General features: G+C 40.3%; 22 protein-coding genes. 1 reads left to right on the top strand and 21 read right to left on the bottom strand.

Annotated elements, in window-relative coordinates:
• Positions 1–35 precede the first annotated feature (35 nt).
• The 5 genes from LF822_RS03090 to LF822_RS03070 all read right to left on the bottom strand — a co-directional run bounded on the left by LF822_RS03090 (position 36) and on the right by LF822_RS03070 (position 2,828).
• Entirely contained in the window at positions 36–776 is a 741-nt protein-coding gene (locus tag LF822_RS03090) for an SDR family oxidoreductase (RefSeq protein ID WP_253922490.1), read from the bottom strand.
• 120 nt (positions 777–896) lie between these two features.
• The gene (locus LF822_RS03085; RefSeq protein ID WP_253922489.1) at positions 897–1,136 is read right to left on the bottom strand and encodes a ferredoxin family protein; all 240 of its coding nucleotides are present in this window, start codon (positions 1,134–1,136) and stop codon (positions 897–899) included.
• Positions 1,137–1,267: 131 nt separating this feature from the next.
• On the bottom strand, positions 1,268–1,813 hold the full coding sequence (locus tag LF822_RS03080) for a histidine phosphatase family protein (protein WP_253922488.1): 546 nt from the start codon (positions 1,811–1,813) through the stop codon (positions 1,268–1,270).
• A gap of 149 nt (positions 1,814–1,962) precedes the next feature.
• Entirely contained in the window at positions 1,963–2,166 is a 204-nt protein-coding gene (locus LF822_RS03075; protein ID WP_253922487.1) for a DUF6501 family protein, read from the bottom strand.
• Positions 2,167–2,225: 59 nt separating this feature from the next.
• Positions 2,226–2,828 carry an alpha/beta hydrolase gene (locus tag LF822_RS03070; RefSeq protein ID WP_253922486.1) on the bottom strand — a complete coding sequence of 201 codons (603 nt, stop codon included), beginning with the start codon at positions 2,826–2,828 and terminating at the stop codon, positions 2,226–2,228.
• A gap of 158 nt (positions 2,829–2,986) precedes the next feature.
• Between LF822_RS03070 and LF822_RS03065 the strand changes: the two genes are divergently transcribed.
• Positions 2,987–3,649 (top strand): GNAT family N-acetyltransferase, encoded by a 663-nt coding sequence (locus LF822_RS03065; RefSeq protein WP_253922485.1) that lies wholly within the window; start codon positions 2,987–2,989, stop codon positions 3,647–3,649.
• A gap of 1 nt (position 3,650) precedes the next feature.
• On the opposite strand, the gene LF822_RS03060 is transcribed toward LF822_RS03065, so the two are convergent.
• The 16 genes from LF822_RS03060 to LF822_RS02985 form a co-directional block, all read right to left on the bottom strand.
• Positions 3,651–4,223 (bottom strand): TetR/AcrR family transcriptional regulator, encoded by a 573-nt coding sequence (locus LF822_RS03060; RefSeq protein ID WP_253922484.1) that lies wholly within the window; start codon positions 4,221–4,223, stop codon positions 3,651–3,653.
• A gap of 240 nt (positions 4,224–4,463) precedes the next feature.
• Positions 4,464–5,441, bottom strand: a complete 978-nt coding sequence (gene msrB, locus LF822_RS03055) for a peptide-methionine (R)-S-oxide reductase MsrB (protein ID WP_253922483.1) — start codon at positions 5,439–5,441, stop codon at positions 4,464–4,466.
• Positions 5,442–5,527: 86 nt separating this feature from the next.
• On the bottom strand, positions 5,528–6,028 hold the full coding sequence (gene vrrA / locus LF822_RS03050; RefSeq protein ID WP_253922482.1) for a VrrA/YqfQ family protein: 501 nt from the start codon (positions 6,026–6,028) through the stop codon (positions 5,528–5,530).
• 68 nt (positions 6,029–6,096) lie between these two features.
• The gene (locus tag LF822_RS03045) at positions 6,097–6,774 is read right to left on the bottom strand and encodes a uracil-DNA glycosylase (RefSeq protein ID WP_253922481.1); all 678 of its coding nucleotides are present in this window, start codon (positions 6,772–6,774) and stop codon (positions 6,097–6,099) included.
• A 100-nt stretch (positions 6,775–6,874) separates the two neighbouring features.
• Positions 6,875–7,123 (bottom strand): DUF2584 family protein, encoded by a 249-nt coding sequence (locus tag LF822_RS03040; RefSeq protein WP_253922480.1) that lies wholly within the window; start codon positions 7,121–7,123, stop codon positions 6,875–6,877.
• Positions 7,124–7,148: 25 nt separating this feature from the next.
• Positions 7,149–10,265 (bottom strand): AAA family ATPase, encoded by a 3,117-nt coding sequence (locus LF822_RS03035; RefSeq protein ID WP_253922479.1) that lies wholly within the window; start codon positions 10,263–10,265, stop codon positions 7,149–7,151.
• Between the two features lies 1 nt (position 10,266).
• Positions 10,267–11,412 carry an exonuclease SbcCD subunit D gene (locus tag LF822_RS03030; protein ID WP_253922478.1) on the bottom strand — a complete coding sequence of 382 codons (1,146 nt, stop codon included), beginning with the start codon at positions 11,410–11,412 and terminating at the stop codon, positions 10,267–10,269.
• Between the two features lie 101 nt (positions 11,413–11,513).
• Entirely contained in the window at positions 11,514–11,732 is a 219-nt protein-coding gene (locus tag LF822_RS03025) for a YozE family protein (protein WP_253922477.1), read from the bottom strand.
• A gap of 79 nt (positions 11,733–11,811) precedes the next feature.
• Complete coding sequence (gene tatC, locus LF822_RS03020) at positions 11,812–12,573, bottom strand: twin-arginine translocase subunit TatC (protein WP_253922476.1); 762 nt, start codon at positions 12,571–12,573, stop codon at positions 11,812–11,814.
• Positions 12,574–12,633: 60 nt separating this feature from the next.
• On the bottom strand, positions 12,634–12,831 hold the full coding sequence (gene tatA / locus LF822_RS03015; RefSeq protein ID WP_253922475.1) for a twin-arginine translocase TatA/TatE family subunit: 198 nt from the start codon (positions 12,829–12,831) through the stop codon (positions 12,634–12,636).
• A gap of 24 nt (positions 12,832–12,855) precedes the next feature.
• The gene (locus LF822_RS03010) at positions 12,856–13,056 is read right to left on the bottom strand and encodes a twin-arginine translocase TatA/TatE family subunit (RefSeq protein ID WP_253922474.1); all 201 of its coding nucleotides are present in this window, start codon (positions 13,054–13,056) and stop codon (positions 12,856–12,858) included.
• Between the two features lie 108 nt (positions 13,057–13,164).
• On the bottom strand, positions 13,165–13,752 hold the full coding sequence (mobA, locus tag LF822_RS03005) for a molybdenum cofactor guanylyltransferase (RefSeq protein WP_253922473.1): 588 nt from the start codon (positions 13,750–13,752) through the stop codon (positions 13,165–13,167).
• Between the two features lie 2 nt (positions 13,753–13,754).
• Positions 13,755–14,249 carry a dihydrofolate reductase gene (locus LF822_RS03000; protein WP_253922472.1) on the bottom strand — a complete coding sequence of 165 codons (495 nt, stop codon included), beginning with the start codon at positions 14,247–14,249 and terminating at the stop codon, positions 13,755–13,757.
• Positions 14,250–14,269: 20 nt separating this feature from the next.
• On the bottom strand, positions 14,270–15,226 hold the full coding sequence (locus LF822_RS02995) for a thymidylate synthase (RefSeq protein ID WP_253922471.1): 957 nt from the start codon (positions 15,224–15,226) through the stop codon (positions 14,270–14,272).
• Positions 15,223–15,843 (bottom strand): HD domain-containing protein, encoded by a 621-nt coding sequence (locus tag LF822_RS02990; protein WP_253922470.1) that lies wholly within the window; start codon positions 15,841–15,843, stop codon positions 15,223–15,225. The genes LF822_RS02995 and LF822_RS02990 overlap by 4 nt, the downstream gene beginning before the upstream one ends.
• A gap of 9 nt (positions 15,844–15,852) precedes the next feature.
• Positions 15,853–16,704 carry a DUF72 domain-containing protein gene (locus LF822_RS02985; protein WP_253922469.1) on the bottom strand — a complete coding sequence of 284 codons (852 nt, stop codon included), beginning with the start codon at positions 16,702–16,704 and terminating at the stop codon, positions 15,853–15,855.
• Between the last annotated feature and the right edge of the window lie 18 nt (positions 16,705–16,722).

Genomic DNA, 16,722 nt, shown 5'->3' with positions numbered 1-16,722 from the left:
GTTTTAACGCATGGCCTTCAGCGGCCATGCGTATTCTATTTTTGATGCATGGGTCTGACAATTAATTCATTGACGTTAACAGATTCCGGCTGCATTACAGCATAAGCTACAGCATTGGCGATATCTTCTGATTCCAACGGAGTCATTTCCCTGTTTTTAAACATATCAACAACATCTCCATCCGTTATATGCTCAGTCAGTTCCGTATCCACGGCTCCCGGCGAAACATTAGTCACTCGGACACCAGATTTTGATAATTCTTTTTCCATACCCATCGACAATGCTTTAACGGCATATTTCGTGGCACTATAAACCGTACTCGATGGAAAGACTTCATGACCGGCTACAGAAGACACATTGACAATATGACCGGATTTCTGCTCGAGCATTTGAGGAAGTACCGCATGAATTCCGTAAAGCACACCTTTAATATTCACGTCCACCATCTGTTCCCATTCATCTACGTGATCATTTTTCAGAAAAGAAAGCAGCATAACTCCTGCGTTATTTACATAAATGTCGACGGAGTTAAATTTATCTTTGGTCTGCTTGACGAGTTCTTCAACGTCCACTCTTTTCGTCACGTCTGTTTCTACGACCGCGGTTCTGACATCATATTCATCTTCGATTTTTTCAGCCAGCTTCTGCAATTTATGTGCTCTTCTTGCAGCAAGTACAACGTTGGCGCCTTCACCGGCTAACTGTTCGGCTATAGCTTTCCCAATTCCGCTGCTTGCTCCGGTAATTACAGCTACTTTGTTTGTTAATTTCCCCACTTTAATAACCTCCTTGTCTGCCTATTGTTTTATACCCTTTCAGGGAGTTATTTATTCAAAACAGCCCTGCAAAAAAACCACCTCTAATAAAAGAGATGGTCTTCTTAAAATATGTGTTCATTATTTCTCCTCAAAAAACTTACGGTTCAACTCGATGTATTTGTTTTCTTCCTCTGGAACTTCGTCTTCAATATAGATAGCCTCTACAGGACATACCGCTTCACAGGCGCCGCAGTCAATGCAGATTGCTGGATCGATATAGAACATATCTTTACCCTCTTCAATACAGTCCACTGGACAAACATCAACACATTCGCCAGCTTTCTCATCTTTACAAGGGGAAGTAATTACAAAAGCCATGTGATCTCCTCCTTTTTTAAAAAATAAAGATGTACACTTAAACTATACACCTTAAATGCGAGTCTTAAACAAAACTCCTTTTATTATGATAACGATTCAGAGGAAAAATCGCAATTATTGCGGAAAAATAACTAATCCTGCCAAATACGTTCAACTGTATAATCTCCACCCTGCTTCTGCACAAGAAAAATATCTGGTCTTGAAAGCCTCTTCCATTCATTAAAGCCGAATTCTCTATTATACTTTTGAAGGAGCAGCGCCAATAAATTCCCGTGAGTTACAAGTACGAAATTGCCTGACTGGGCTTCTAATTCGTCAACAAGTGAGAGTACGCGCTGTTTAGCCTCAGTAGAAGATTCCCCGCCTGCCATTTTCAGCTCAGGGTCTTTGAAAGTATCGTACAACACTTCTTCCCAATCGTCTAATGGTGTATGGCTCAATATTCGTTCTTCCAGTCTTTCATCAAGCTCAATTTCTATCCCCTTCTTTTGAGCAAATGGTTTGATGGTTTCAACAGCTCTTAAGAAAGGACTGGAAATGACCCTGTCAATTTCATATCCGGTTTGTTCAAGAAATGCCGAAAGCATCTGAGCCTGGCGTACTCCCAGCTTTGTTAACGGTGAGTCTTCATGCTGTCCTTCTGTTTCACTGTGACGAACGAGTAGCAATTTGTCCATATCTGACTCCCCCTTCAAACTTTCACTTACCCTTATTATCAATGAAATGACAGCGGTTGACAAGAAGTGAACGGAGTAAATCTACAGAACCTGCACAATAAAAAGATATTATACACTAAAAAACTGAAACGGCATCAGCTCGTTTCAGTTTAAATTTCTTTAAAATAATCCTTATAAAAACCACCAATTCGGCCTGTGTTATCAATGACAAAATAAAATTCATCGCTTTCATTTTTCACATCATACAACTTGCCCGGCGTTAACACATTATGAACTACAAATTTTTCTGCATCATTATGAACACATTCGATTTGTTTGATCGTTTCTGACTTTTCCCAGGTTTTATGAATCATCGTAATCTGCCTCCTTCAACTCTCTATCATACACGGTTTCCTCCCATGTCTCAATTGCCTTAGTGATTATGATACCATTTAGCTGAAGCTTTCACTTCTTCTTCCGTTAAACGATGACCCATTCGTTCCCATTGAGTTACTACGGAAGAACCCGCTTCTTCCAGAATTTGCGTGAGCTCTTTAGTTTCCTCTGCGGGACAGATAGGATCGTTTTCTCCAGCCCCGATAAAAACCGGAACGTTGGAAAGATCCGGAAGCTGCACACCTCTTCTTGGCACCATAGGGTGATAGAGAATTGCCGCTCTTAAACTGTTTTCATAATGAAATAAGAGACTTCCCGCAATATTCGCCCCATTGGAGTAACCTGCCGCAACGACATTCTCCCTGCGGAATCCATAGGTTTCGGCCGCTTCATCAATAAATTCGTATAATTCTTTGGTTCGGAGGATTAAATCCTCTTCATCAAATACACCCTCTCTTAATCGTTTAAAATAGCGGGGCATTCCGTTTTCGAGCACATTTCCACGCACAGCTAAAACAGCAGCGTCAGGGTCGATTATTTGTGCAAGCGGCATTAAATCTTCTTCTGTTCCGCCCGTACCATGAAGAAGCAACAGTACACGACTGTCTTTTGATTTACCTTCTTTAAAAATATGTTTCAAACTTTACGCCTCCTATTAACTTAAAGACTAATAATTTCTCGCAATGGTTATAATTGAATAATATCTTTAAGTCGAGATATTGTCAAAACAAAAAGATGAAATGCAGCCGACGAAAGCATGATATACTTGAGAAAACAGGAAGAAAGAGGTGCTTGATTATGGACAAGTGGGTGTACGGATATGATGTCAAATCGAAGAGGTTTAATCATATACATATCCGCAACTATGAAGAGCAGGATTTCTCTCGGCTAATCGAGGTGCAGAAGAAAGCCTTCCCGCCCCCGTTCCCTTCAGATCTATGGTGGGATGAAGAACAGCTTTACAATCATATTTCCATTTTTAGAGACGGGTGTATATGTATAGAAGTTGAAGGTGAAATCGCTGGCTCCATGACGGCAATGCGGACTGAGATAAACGAGAACACACACCACACCTGGGAGGAAGTAACAGCGGGCGGTACAATGCGTACTCACAATCCAAACGGATCCGTTCTATATGTGGTGGACATTTGTATCGACCCTGCCTACCGATCTTTAGGTCTGGGGTCCCAGCTCACCCAGGCGATGTATGAGACCGTCGTTCATTATAAGCTTGACCGTTTAATGGGCGGTGCCCGCATGCCTGCCTATCATAAATATAAAAATGATTTAACCCCTGAAGAATATGTCAATTTAGTACTAAAAAATGAAATAACTGATCCGGTCCTCACCTTTCTATTTAAAGCAGGTCGTTCTCCTGTATGTCCGATGGCGGAGTACATTGATGATAAAGAATCGTGTAACTACGGACTAATTACCGAATGGAGGAATCCCTTTACGTAGATTATTTATTGGATGCACCGCTTTCAATTAACTTCATAAGCTGATCGGTCATAGATTTACTGCCAATCTTATGTTTATGCGGAAACAGAATCGCATGAAAAATAACATCGGCTATCATTTCCGAATCAACTTCACAAGACCATAATCCTGTGTGTTTCGCTTCATTAATCCATTTTAGAAGAATAGAATATGTCCGCTGATGCTCTTCAAAAAGCTGCGTTTGGTAGTAAGAAGCCAGATCCGCATCGCTCGTTTGTATATCCCGGATCATCCGCTCCACCTGATGGATTTCGGCATGATCGAGTAAAATATACAGCAGAGCACGTAATTTTTCATTTGGCTGTAAATTACCAGGTATATTTCCGATGCGATGATTCATCTCATCCATAATATCTTTTAAATAAGCAATTAACAGCTCTTCTTTATTACGATAATATTCATATAATGTACTTCGGCCTACTCCTAATATTTCTGCTAATTTTTTAAAATGGACACCGTGAATGCCTTCTGATCGTATGAGCTCCCCGGCAGCCTTAAAAAGTTCATTTTTCGTTAAGGATTTTTTTCTTCCCATATCTGGTCCCTCACTTACCCTCGTTGGTAAAGTTAAGTATACCTTACAATGATTCCATACAAAAGCTTAGTTGGATGACGGGACAAAACTGAATAAAACAAAAAATAATCCGAATGATTTTGTAGAAATCAGTTCGGATTATTTATGTTAAAGAGAATTCACACTATCGCTCCGTCAAAATGCTTCGCTTTCTGCGGGCACGTCTTCGCATTTTGACTATGCTAAACATCACTGCTTTACTTATGTTCCAGCCTCTTTGTTATGAAACAAATGGGTTAAATACCCATATCCTCTTTTTTCCATATCTTCTTTCGGTATGAATTCCAATGCAGCTGAATTAATACAGTATCTTAATCCTCCCTGCTTAACAGGTCCATCATCAAATACATGCCCGAGGTGGGAGTCTGCTTTCTCACTTCGAACTTCTGTTCGTCTCATACCGTGCGACGTATCCACATTTTCGTTTACCTGCTGCTTTTCGATCGGTTTCGTAAAGCTTGGCCATCCACACCCTGCATCATATTTATCTTCAGAGCTGAATAATGGTTCTTTAGAGACTATGTCTACATAAATGCCGTCCCCTTCTAGATCATAATATTCATTTTGGAACGGTCGTTCTGTTCCGTTTTCCTGAGTCACATGATACTGAATGTCAGACAAAGTTTCCTTCAACCTGTTTTTATTTTTTTTAACACCCCAGTGGTCTTTTATGAAATCTGCTCTTCCGGATCCTTTTTTATACCTTTTGTAATGAAAAGAATTCGTTTTGTGATAATCCTGATGTTTATCTTCTGCTTTATAAAAAATTTGTGCCGGCAGGATATCAGTGACGATTGGAGCATTAAACTTCCCAGATTGCTCAAGCTCACGTTTACTGGTCTCAGCTGTCCGTTTTTGTTCTTCATCATGATAATAGATCGCAGTTTTATACGACTCTCCCCGGTCGGCAAACTGACCGCCAGCATCAGTTGGATCAATTTGCTGCCAAAATATTCCGACTAATCGTTCATACGAGAATTTATTCGGGTCATACTCAATTTGAACAGCTTCTCTATGCCCTGTCGTTTCAGTAATAACTGACATATAGGTAGGGTTGGCCGTATGTCCGCCTGTATAACCCGATTGTACGGATATAATACCAGGACGTTCTTCAAACGGTTCAACCATACACCAAAAGCATCCTCCTGCGAATGTTGCTACTTTAAACTGTTCCTTCATATAGAGAACCTCCGTCATGATGATCTTTATGTGCGTATTTCTTATTTTTGCTAAAAATCAATAAAAAATCAAGCGACGCGCACAGCCTAAATAAAAAGCTTAGGCTGTGAAGTCCCTTGATGGCTTGATTTCTTCTGTTTTTTCATCTCTTTAGACTCTCTGTTATCCTTTCTTTCTCTTTCCCGCCTTCTATTATCGCCTCTTTGTTTTTGCAGGCGGTTTTTAGTATTTGGGCGCCGTTTGTTTTCACGAGGTTGTTTGGAATCAGCGCTCTCTCCTTCATCCGACTCATTCATAATTTTCACCATATTTATCATGGCCGGTAAATTCTTCATCATAGGAGCATATTCCTTAACCATAGGAGCTGCAGACTGCATGGCTTTAAGTGCTGACTGAACTTGTGTCAGCCATCCAGCTCCGGTCTGCGCCTGTATGGGCGCCCCTAGAAACGGCGCGGCACCAAATCCTCCCGGTCCGGCCTGGTTAAAGAATGCAGGAGCAAAACCGCCGGCGTTCCGCATTTGCTGAGGAGAAAAACCTTGAATATTTCTGGCAGGGCCAAAAAAGGGTGGTTGATTAAAACTCATACGAGACCCCTCCGTCATTCGTCATGTGATAGCCTATGCACATTATTACAGAGGGGTATGGGCAGCCGTCAGGATTTATTTATAGATTGCCAGTCCACCGGCTTCTGATTGACAGATTCCAAGAATTGATTTGCTCTGGAAAATGGACGGCTTCCAAAGAAACCTCTATACGCGGAAAGCGGGCTGGGATGAGGGGACTGAATGACGCAGTGTCTGTCTCTGTTTACAGCTTCTGCTTTTTTTTGAGCCGGTCTTCCCCACAGAATAAAGACAAGCGGGCGTTCTCGTTGATTTAACACTTCTATGACCTTATCGGTTAAAACCTCCCACCCCGCCTCCTTATGAGAATGTGCTTTATGAGCCTGAACCGTAAGTACGTTGTTAAGGAGCAGCACTCCTTCGTCTGCCCAGGCTTCTAAATTTCCATGAGGAGGTGATGCCATGCCGATATCTTCCTGAAGCTCTTTATAAATGTTTTTCAGGGAAGGGGGGATGTCCACCCCCTTTGGTACTGAGAAACTGTAACCATGAGCCTGCCCTTCCCCATGATAGGGATCCTGACCGATAATTACGACTTTCGTATCTTCATAGGCCGTGCGGTTAAAGGCAGCATAAATATCATACATATCTGGAAAAACACGTGAGGCAGCATATTCTTTCTTTAAAAACTCTCTCAACTTTTTATAGTATTCCTTTTCTAATTCCTCTGAGAGGATTTGTGACCAGTCATTTGTGAAAACCGACAACTATATCACCTTTCATTCGAACAAATTTCCCTGCTGTCGTGCATGTATATTTCCCGGGCAAGCGCAGGAAGTGACATAAAGCGAATAGAGACTCTTCTAATCAGTTGACTGAATGAAGAGAAATTAATCGATATTTGCAGATGGTTGTATTATTTTTTAATATAAGTTCTTCTATCTCTCCCGACCCGATTTGATCGGATTTGATATGTCGTTTGATTTCGATAATTTCATTCATCGGGAAAAGTTTATAGCCATCAAAAGTTATTTCAAATAAATTATCATTTGAATGTACTCTTTTTTCTTTCCCTTCAGTAATCAGCGTCCATTCCATGGATAGCGGCGTAGACATGGCTCCCATCCCCTTTTCAAGATTATTATTGAAATGCCATTTTAATTGTAGAACCTTCAGGACTGCTTTGAATCTGAAGCTTAGCAGGTATTTCTTCTTTTAACTGCTGCACATGAGAAATAATCCCTAACATTCGATTCCCGTCTTGAAGTGTTCTTAAGCACCCGATGGCCTGTTCCAAAGATTGTTCATCCAGTGTGCCGAATCCTTCATCTATAAATAGAGTTTCCAGTTGTACACCGCCTGAATGGGATTGAACGACATCTGCCATCCCTAACGCCAGACTTAAACTTGCTTTAAAACCTTCTCCACCTGAGAGCGTACGCACGGACCGCTGCTGACCTGTGTGATGATCAATAACTTCCAACTCTAACCCGCTCTGTGCTCCGCGTCTCGCTAACGCGTCGCTTCTAAGCAGCTGATAACGGTGGTCCGTCATCTGATCCAGGCGTATATTTGCCTGAATAAGGATTTCATCTAAATAAGATGCTAATACATAGCGCTCGAGTGAGAGTTTTAAAGAATTATCCCCCCTGGCCAGGTTTGAAATCTCTGCTAAATCGTAATATCGTTCCGCAAACTCTTTCTGCTCTTCCATAAGACTTGACATAGATAGTAAAATATTTTGATTCTGTTCATACACCAGCCGGTAGTCATGAAGTTCTTTTTGTTTACTTTCCACTAATTCTCTCCGCTCTTCAAACTTAAGTCTCAGCTCTTCCAGGTTTGGCCTTCTCTCTTCCTGAAGCTTTTCGGCTAACTCCTCGAGACGGTTGTTTATTACTGCTTTTCGCTGATTGAACTCCTCGATCTTTTTGGTGAGATTATTGATATCTTCTTCAGGAAGTAAGGCTTCCTTATAAGCTGTAAAGGATTCGAAGCGAAGTTGGTCAAGCGTTTGATTAAACTCCTTTTCTTTTTTTCGACACGTTTCTTCCGCATTTTGTAAATAACGTTCTAATTCAGCTTTCTTTGCTGTAAGCTTTTGCATTTCTTCGGACTTTTTACGGTATTCCTCTTGAATAACTTCCCACGAATGCACTGCTTCCTGCAGCTTTTGCTCAGATTCCCTGACAAATGCTTTCATTTCTTTCAATTCAAGTGTATCGAAATTGTAATTAGCCTCTAAGTTATGAATTTCAGTTTGGCAGGCTACTTTTTCCTCTGACCATTTCCTCTGCTGTTCATTTAAATGCTCCACCTCTTGGACAATTTCATTTAATTGATCATCAATCTGAGTAATCTGATCCGCTGCCTTACGAATATTTTTAAGTTCTGCTTCTTTTTTTTGTAATTCTTCGATATTAACTTTTAGATCATCTTGCACTTTACGAATAGCCTGATTTATTGCGCTGCTTGACAGCTCATCACCGGTAAGTTCACGCACTTCCTCGTGCAAAGTGTCAACTAGTTGTTTATGGCTGCTGCCCTCTGCCTTAGCAGAGGCCATTGATTCGTGCAAATTAAAATACTCTTTCTCATAATGATCATAATCTGCCTTTAATGCTTCCATTTCACGAGTAGACAACACATCTTTTGGCTGAACAGCCAGTGAAGGGTGATCTGCCGAACCACATACAGGGCATTTCTGTCCGCTGGATAAGTCCACTGCCAGGTGGTAGGCTCGGTGTTCTTTAAGCTTATCCACCTCGGCCTCATAATGTTTCTTCAGTGTGACACTGCGTTCTTTAGCTTTCTCTGTTTTATTATATAATTCTTTATACTTCTTTCTTAAATTCTGTAACGTATTCCATTCTTTTTCAAGACGCTGCAGGTTCGTTCTGCTTCTTTTAAGCTGTTCATTCATCTGTTTTAATTCGTACAATACAGAAGTGGTTCCTCTCTCTTTTGAAGCTAATTCACTACACGTTTCCCGCTCAGCTGTTAATTGTTTCTTTTTGTTGGAAATGCGGGTGAATGTCTCCCTTGCCCCTGTTTGTTTCCTTTCAATTTCTTGTACAGATTGCTTAAGATTTAATAAAGCTTCCAGCTTGACCTCGGCTTCCTTTTTCTGGCGCACACTTTCCTTGAGTTGATCCCTCAGCTGCTCGTTCGCTTTTTCTCTTTCGTACTTTTCCTTCAAACTTTGGAAATGATTATTTAATTCATTTAAGACCTTTGTATTTTCTTTAAATGAGTGAGCAAGTCTTTCCTTTTCCTGATTCCTTTCATTCATCTGCCGTTCAATAGGTACTATTTTTTGGGCTTCTACTGCCAGGTGCAGTTGATGAGAGGATTGATCAATCTCAGTCTGCTGTTCTTTAATTAGTGCGCGTTCAGCTGTCTTCCCATCTTTTTCCTTAAATAAGCTGTCGATCGATTTTGCATGGTAATACTTTTCCTGCTCTTGATTCAATTGTTTCCTCAGCTCGTCCATCCGTTCTTTAAGACTTTTAATATGGTATTGCTGCTGTTCAAGCGTACGGTCTAATTGTAGAATGACCTGCTTGGGATCCTCAGGAATTTCTTCCTCCTCTTGAGATGGCCACTGAATTTTTTCGATTTCCTGTTCGATCTTCCACTCAAACTGTTCCATATCTTTTTTAAGGGATTTCTGCTGCCCTCTCAGGTATTCTGTTAAATTGGAGTAAAACTGAGTGTTGAAAATCTTCTGAAGAATTTCTTCACGTTCCCTGCTGTTCTCAGAAATGAGTTTTCTGAATTCTCCTTGAGGAATCATAATCATTTTACGAAACTGATCATAATCCAACCGCAGCAGTTCTTCGATCATTTCATTCACTTCTTTAATTTTAGAAGCTACTAATCGTTCTTCTCCGTTTTGCAATTGGTACAAATAGGCCCGGGTGGGTTCTTCTTTAAATCCTTCTCCTCGTTCCTTCTTCTGTCTTTGCTTTGGCATTCTTTCAATCCGGTACTGCTTTCCCCTCAACAGAAAAGTAAACTCGACGAAAGTGGTTTCTTCCTCGCCTGCAAAATGACTTTTTAACGTATCCTGATCCCGATCCGTGCCGCTTGCTTTACCGTAGAGAGCAAAGCACATGGCATCGAAAATAGTTGTTTTTCCTGCACCGGTGGGACCTGTGACTAAAAAGATCGTTTCACTCCCTAACTGCGAGAAATCTATGGTCTGTTTATTTTTAAAAGGTCCGAATGCTTTCACTGTTAAATAAAGAGCACGCAAACTATTTCCCCCTTTCCTGAAGCCGCAATTCTTCAATAGCAGATTCGATCAGATGCTTTCTTTTTTCAGGCAGTTCGTCTTGTTTTATTTCCTTATAAAAATCGGTAAAAAGATCCACTGGATCGAGCCGCTGTCTGGATTTCAGCTGATCTAAATGTTCATGTTGATTCATGGGGGATAATGCCGCTCTCTCTAAATGAAGAATATTAGGATAAACTTTTCTTAATTTGCCCATCGGATCAAGTATCGTTCCATCATCTAACAACCGTACGTGCAAATAATTCTCAGGGTTAGCGGCAGAGGCACCGTCCAGTAAATCGGAAAAATAACCTTCAATGATTTCAAAATCCCGTTCTGGGACAAGTGGTATTTTTTCAATATCGCAGTGCTCACGGCTTAATTGGGCTATTGTAATTGATTTATTATGGTTCGCTTCTGAAAAAGAATATTTTAATATAGATCCACTATACCGAATGTTTTCCTGTTTAATTTTCTGAGCTTGATGAAGGTGGCCTAAAGCTACGTAGCTGAAATTTCTAAACAATTCAGCGTCTACATAAGGGGTGCCCCCTATCATGGAAAGTCTTTCTTCTGATTCCGATTCCATTCCACCAGCAATAAAAGAATGACCTACCCATACATGGCGCTCATTCATATCATAATGGTCCTCAATATGTTGGATCAGCCTTCTTGATGCCTGCTGGTGGCTTTTAATAGAATCGTCGTTAAATACGTAAGCCACTTCAGCCGGTTCTACGTAAGGGATGAGGTGGAAGTGAACTGGTCCTTCCTCATCATGGAAGGTAACAGGCTCCAAGCTGAGCTTTGTTTCAAGGTACAGGTTTTGTTTTCGAAACAGCTTCGAGCCAAAATCAAGCCGGTCAGGACTGTCGTGATTTCCTGTAATCGCCAAAACGGGAAGCTGGAGATCATTTATTAAAGTGGTTAAAGTATCATTAAGTAATTCCACTGCTTGTTTTGGGGGGATGGAACGATCATATAAGTCCCCGGCAATAACAATGACATCGGGCTTCTCTTTTTTAACTGTATCGATAAACTGGTCCAATATATACTCCTGGTCGCTGGTCATATATATATTGTTAACTATTTTGCCTAAATGCCAGTCGGCCGTATGTAATATCTTCATTCCGTTAAACCCCTCCTATCAAAAATACATACTATTATTATACTAAAATGTCATCGTTCATGAAAAAAGAAAAGATACCTTAAACAGGTACCTTTTGCTAACTAATCTTCTTCAATTTGATAGACATCATACAACCTGTCAAATACAGATAAAGCACTTGAAAAAGGGATATTCCATTCCAAGTAGCTGCTGATTTCATTGTAAGAGGTTGCCTGCTTTGGGAAGCTGTGGTCTTCAAACATCCACTCCGCAAGTTTTTTTTCGTCATCGGCCTCGATATTACCTCTATATCTCATCATGTAATGGTAAAACGACCTCATCCCGTTTCCTCCCTCACCATCATACTTGTCTATACTTTTATCACGTTTCACAGAATGAAGCAAAAATAAAGGATCAGTCTTATTCCTCCTGATCCTCCATAAATTCCCGATGAGCTTTAAGCTTCTTACGATAAACCATCCGCGATAATATAATACTTACTTCATAAAGCAGGATTAATGGAATGGCCACTACAATCTGCAGGATAAAGTCTGGCGGAGTAATCATGGTACCTATAATAATAAGAACGAAATATGCGTATTTTCTAATTTTGGATAACCATTCAGGCGTAACAATGCCCAGGCTTGTTAAAAACATAACAATTATAGGAATCTCAAATAATATCGCAAAAGGAATCGTCACGCGAAAAACAAATCGAAAATAACGTTCAACTGTAAATAATTCATTAAACATTCCCTCATTTAACGATAAGAGAAATGGAAGAATTAATTGGACAAATACGGTATATCCAAATCCAAGCCCGGCCACAAATAATAGAAAAACGGCGGGAATATAAGCAAGTGATGCTTTTTTCTCCTTAGGAGTCAACGCCGGCTTTATAAAAAGCCACAGCTGCAGGCAGAGCAAAGGAAGAGAGCCGATTAAGGCTATGATACTCGCAAGGGTAAAATAGATCCATACCACTTCTCCCGGGCTTGTCACACTCAACTTAATAGGTATATCAGCTTCTAGAAACCCATAAATATCCCGTATATAAATAAATCCTGCTATGAAGAATACAACAAAAGAGAGAAGAGAATAAATGATACGTTTCCTTAACTCACTTAGGTGATCCGTCATATTCATTTCTATATCTTGACTGCTGTTTTTAAGGTCTGTCATTTATAAACCTCCAAGCTTTTACAGATGCCCTTACATAAAGAAGATGTAAGGGAGTTCCCCTTACATCTTCTTATTTTCATTTTTGTCTTTATTTTTGGTTGATGGATCATCTGACATCATATCTCCTGCAGCTTTCTTAAACTCTTTTAAAGAACTTCCGAAAGCTTTCCCAATTTCAGGGAGCTTGGCCGGACCAAAAATAACTAATGCAATAATTAAAATAAGCAGCAGACCAGGAACGCCAATGTTTGAAAACATGTATCAACACTCCATTAGGACGATTTATTTCTTATCGTCTATGATATTTTTCGCTTCATTTACATCTTCTTTAACATCGCCAGTAAGATCACGTGCCGATTTTTTAAATTCTTTTAAAGTTTCACCGGTAGCTTTGCCGATCTCCGGAAGTTTCTTAGGACCGAAAATAACTAAAGCTATCACTAAAATTAAAATTAAACCAGGGATCCCAATACTTGAAAGCATGAGAGGCCACCTTCCTTATAAATAAGTATCTAACCTGAATTTTTGTTGTAAATGCATTCATCTGCGTCAGTCCTGCGTCTATCATATCACGTTTGTACGTGCATGTCTTTATTCTGTACGTATTTTTTCCAGAGCGGTTCTATAGTCCTCCCGGGAATTCATATTAAAAAAATGCCAGCAAAGGTTTGAATCACTGATGCCGGGGAAATCAGCGACATACAGAACGTTAATTTGATCTAAAAGAGACTGCATTTTTCTTTCTCCTTCTTCCAGCAGCTGTGCGCAATATTTTTCAACGCGTGTATGATATATGCCTGCAAGCGGCTGCACCCTTTTTTCGTAAACGGGGACAACAGCATCAATACCAGGCGTCAGGCTTGTCCTTAAAAATTGAATCACTTCACCTTGTATAAACGGAGTGTCACAAGCAGTCACATACACATACTCTGACCCGGCTGATGATAAAACAGCATGCAGGCCGCCTAACGGACCGTGTTGTTTATAATAATCTTCAATGTAAACCGCATTAAGTGTAAGAGGTCTGCTGCGATTGATAATAATATTGGAAAAAGCTTGACTCATAACCCGGTAAATACTTTCAATCACGGACCTGTCCCCTAAAGAAAGGCCGGCTTTGTCACGACCCATTCTAGTTGATCCACCGCCTGCCAGAATAGCTCCGCTTACATTCTCCATACTTATAGTCTCACACGATCGTAGATTCTAAAATAATAATCGTAAGGGTTTTTATCATCTTTAATTCCCTTATTCTCCTCTATCAAATGCCAATCGGCTTCATTATAATCGGGGAAGAAAGTATCCCCTTCAAAAGTATAATCAATATAAGTCATATACATACGATCAGCATGCGAAAGCATTTTCTCAAATAAAACACTGCCTCCAATAACAAACCATTCTTTTTCTGGATAGGTCTCGTTCAAACGAAGGATGTCATCAATGGAATGATATATTTCGCAGTCTTTTACTTCATAATCAGGATTGGACGTGACAATAATATGCCTGCGCTCAGGAAGAGGTTTTCCGAACGATTCAAACGTTTTTCTCCCCATAATAATCGTCTGTCCCCATGTTTTCTCTTTAAAAAACTTAAAATCTCTCGGGATATGCCAGGGCAGATCGTTATCCTTTCCGATAACACGATTTTGATCCATAGCGAATACAAATGAAATCATAGCTTCACCTCAACCTTTTCTTAAACTGCTACCGGCGCTTTAATGCCTGGGTGCGGGTCATAGTTTTCTATTTTAATATCTTCTATTTCGAAATCAAAAACGCTGGTTTTTTCGTCGTTAAGCCATAGAGACGGGGCTTCTTTTATATCGCGGGACAGCTGCTTATTAATCTGTTCCACGTGATTGGAGTAAATATGGGCATCACCTAAAGTGTGGATGAACTCTCCCGCAGCAAGCCCGCATTCTCTGGCAATAAGGTGAGTTAACAAAGCATAGCTTGCTATGTTAAATGGAACTCCTAGAAAAATATCAGCGCTTCTTTGGTACAGCTGACATGACAGCTTCCCATCAGCTACATAAAATTGAAACATCATATGACAAGGCGGCAGAGCCATATTGGATGGAACATCTTCAGGATTCCAAGCCGTTACAATATGCCTTCTAGAATCAGGGTTCTGTTTAATATTATTGATTACATCCTTTAGTTGATCAATTGTCTCTCCTCGGGAAGTCTGCCACGCTCTCCACTGTTTACCATATACCGCGCCAAGACTGCCAAAACGCTCACTGAAAGAATCATCTGTTAAAATCTTTTCTTTGAAATGATTCATTTGTTTGTCATATTCCATTTTAAAATCCTCTTCCAGCTGGCTTCGTCTCCCAAAGTCTGACATATCAGGTCCCTGGTACTCATCACTCTCAATATAGGATTGAAAAGCCCATTCATTCCAGATATTGTTGTTATGCTGCAGTAAATAGCGAATGTTTGTATCACCTTTAATAAACCACAACAATTCACTTACAATTAATCGAAAAGGGACCCGCTTGGTTGTCAACAGTGGAAAGCCTTCCTCAAGGTTGAATCTCATTTGGCAGCCAAATATAGATTGCGTTCCCGTTCCTGTTCGATCTCCTTTAACTGCCCCTTTGTTCAAGACTTCCTCACAAAGCGCCAGGTAACTGCTTTCATTTGTCATTTTTCTTCACCTGCTCTTTCTACGCTGTTCCATTCATCTAAAAATTGCCGCAAATATTGTTCCATAAAATCATGTCGTTTCCTTGCTTCCTCCTGAGCTTTCTTCGTGTGCATCCCGCTGCTGAGATGCAGCAGTTTATCATAAAAGTGCTGAATAGATGACGAGTAATGATCGTTTTCATCATAAATTAACTGCTTCTTCAAACCGCCATAAGCGAATGTGCGTGCAATACCTACTGCACCTATAGCATCTAACCGGTCTGCATCCTGTACAATTTTCCCTTCAATTGACTCGGGAACCTGTCCTTTAGAAAAAGATATATTTTTAATAATATCAAAAATAACTGCTCTTTTGGATGGAGAGATCTGGATTGAACTAAGAAATTGATCTAATTCCTTATAGATTGAATCAGGATCATCAAACAGCTTCGAATCACCAATATCATGCAGCCATCCGGCAAGTTCTGCGGTAAAAGAGTCCGCGCCTTCATGAAAGGCTAGTGTTCCCGCCCATTTCGCTACTCGTTTCATATGGTAATAATCGTGTCCTGAAGGCTCATGTTCAAAATGATCATTTACATATTGCTGCACTAGTTCGAGGATACGTTCTTCTCTCATATTTCACCTCTAAAATTGAAAAAGATCCATTTGCCTCGGATTCAAATTCTTATATTCTATATTAAGTAGTGATTGCAGCTGTTTAGCATTATCAGCAGCATCGCCGCCTGAGTTGTTATTAAACAACAATGTAATCTTTTCCGCTTCATTTTGAAGTCTCTTGACTCTCTGGACCCATTCTAATAATTCCTGTTCGTTATAACGGTAAAGAAATCGGACTTTCCGCCAATCTTTACGTCCGTTCTTATTCCATCCATGCAGGTTACGTCCGTGGAACCTTACGAGAGACTGGGCAGGATGAGTGACCGCTTCCACTAATGGTACAGACCCATCCCCTGCTTGAGGCTCGTCACAAATGGTATGAATCCACTGATAGTCTTTCATAAATTTCAACGTCTGTTCTCTATATTTTTCGTTAAACCACGTTTGATTTCTAAACTCCAAAGCAAGCGGATAGGGTTCTAACCATTCTTTGATTAGTCTCAGCTTCTGGATATGCTCTTTTCTTACGTCAAACCAAGGAGGGAATTGAAAAAGCAGACTTTGTACTCTGCCAGATTCAACAACAGGCTGTATCGACTCTTCATACGCTTTAATAATATCCTTAGCTTCCTGAATCGTCCTTGTCTCGCGGTCATGTCCCGTCAGCTGTTGGAATGCTTTAATAACAAAAGAGAATTCATCTGGAGTTTGATTCAGCCATTTTTCATAGTGCTTAACAGGCTGTATGGCATAAAAAGCTGTATCAACTTCTACTACAGGAAAATGGGAAGCATACACTCCAAGTTTTTCTTCAGGCTTCGTTTGATCAGGGTAAAGTGAAGCGTGATCCCCCCACCCTGTTAAGCCAATCCTTATCATGCTTCTACCTCCTTCTCT

This window comes from Halobacillus sp. A5 (genome assembly GCF_024189315.1).
Taxonomy (GTDB): Bacteria; Bacillota; Bacilli; order Bacillales; family Halobacillaceae; genus Halobacillus_A.
The sequence above is the reverse complement of the archived record's forward strand: the minus strand, read 5'-3'. Positions and strand labels throughout refer to the sequence as shown.

Coding starts and splice junctions, on each gene's coding strand:
- LF822_RS03085 (WP_253922489.1), bottom strand. CDS start 1,136: ATGGCTTTTGTAATTACTTCCCCTTGTAAAGATGAGAAAGCTGGCGAA.
- LF822_RS03080 (WP_253922488.1), bottom strand. CDS start 1,813: ATGGACAAATTGCTACTCGTTCGTCACAGTGAAACAGAAGGACAGCAT.
- LF822_RS03075 (WP_253922487.1), bottom strand. CDS start 2,166: ATGATTCATAAAACCTGGGAAAAGTCAGAAACGATCAAACAAATCGAA.
- LF822_RS03065 (WP_253922485.1), top strand. CDS start 2,987: ATGGACAAGTGGGTGTACGGATATGATGTCAAATCGAAGAGGTTTAAT.
- LF822_RS03060 (WP_253922484.1), bottom strand. CDS start 4,223: ATGGGAAGAAAAAAATCCTTAACGAAAAATGAACTTTTTAAGGCTGCC.
- msrB (WP_253922483.1), bottom strand. CDS start 5,441: ATGAAGGAACAGTTTAAAGTAGCAACATTCGCAGGAGGATGCTTTTGG.
- vrrA (WP_253922482.1), bottom strand. CDS start 6,028: ATGAGTTTTAATCAACCACCCTTTTTTGGCCCTGCCAGAAATATTCAA.
- LF822_RS03040 (WP_253922480.1), bottom strand. CDS start 7,123: ATGTCTACGCCGCTATCCATGGAATGGACGCTGATTACTGAAGGGAAA.
- LF822_RS03030 (WP_253922478.1), bottom strand. CDS start 11,412: ATGAAGATATTACATACGGCCGACTGGCATTTAGGCAAAATAGTTAAC.
- LF822_RS03025 (WP_253922477.1), bottom strand. CDS start 11,732: ATGAGGTCGTTTTACCATTACATGATGAGATATAGAGGTAATATCGAG.
- tatC (WP_253922476.1), bottom strand. CDS start 12,573: ATGACAGACCTTAAAAACAGCAGTCAAGATATAGAAATGAATATGACG.
- tatA (WP_253922475.1), bottom strand. CDS start 12,831: ATGTTTTCAAACATTGGCGTTCCTGGTCTGCTGCTTATTTTAATTATT.
- LF822_RS03010 (WP_253922474.1), bottom strand. CDS start 13,056: ATGCTTTCAAGTATTGGGATCCCTGGTTTAATTTTAATTTTAGTGATA.
- mobA (WP_253922473.1), bottom strand. CDS start 13,752: ATGGAGAATGTAAGCGGAGCTATTCTGGCAGGCGGTGGATCAACTAGA.
- LF822_RS03000 (WP_253922472.1), bottom strand. CDS start 14,249: ATGATTTCATTTGTATTCGCTATGGATCAAAATCGTGTTATCGGAAAG.
- LF822_RS02995 (WP_253922471.1), bottom strand. CDS start 15,226: ATGACAAATGAAAGCAGTTACCTGGCGCTTTGTGAGGAAGTCTTGAAC.
- LF822_RS02990 (WP_253922470.1), bottom strand. CDS start 15,843: ATGAGAGAAGAACGTATCCTCGAACTAGTGCAGCAATATGTAAATGAT.
- LF822_RS02985 (WP_253922469.1), bottom strand. CDS start 16,704: ATGATAAGGATTGGCTTAACAGGGTGGGGGGATCACGCTTCACTTTAC.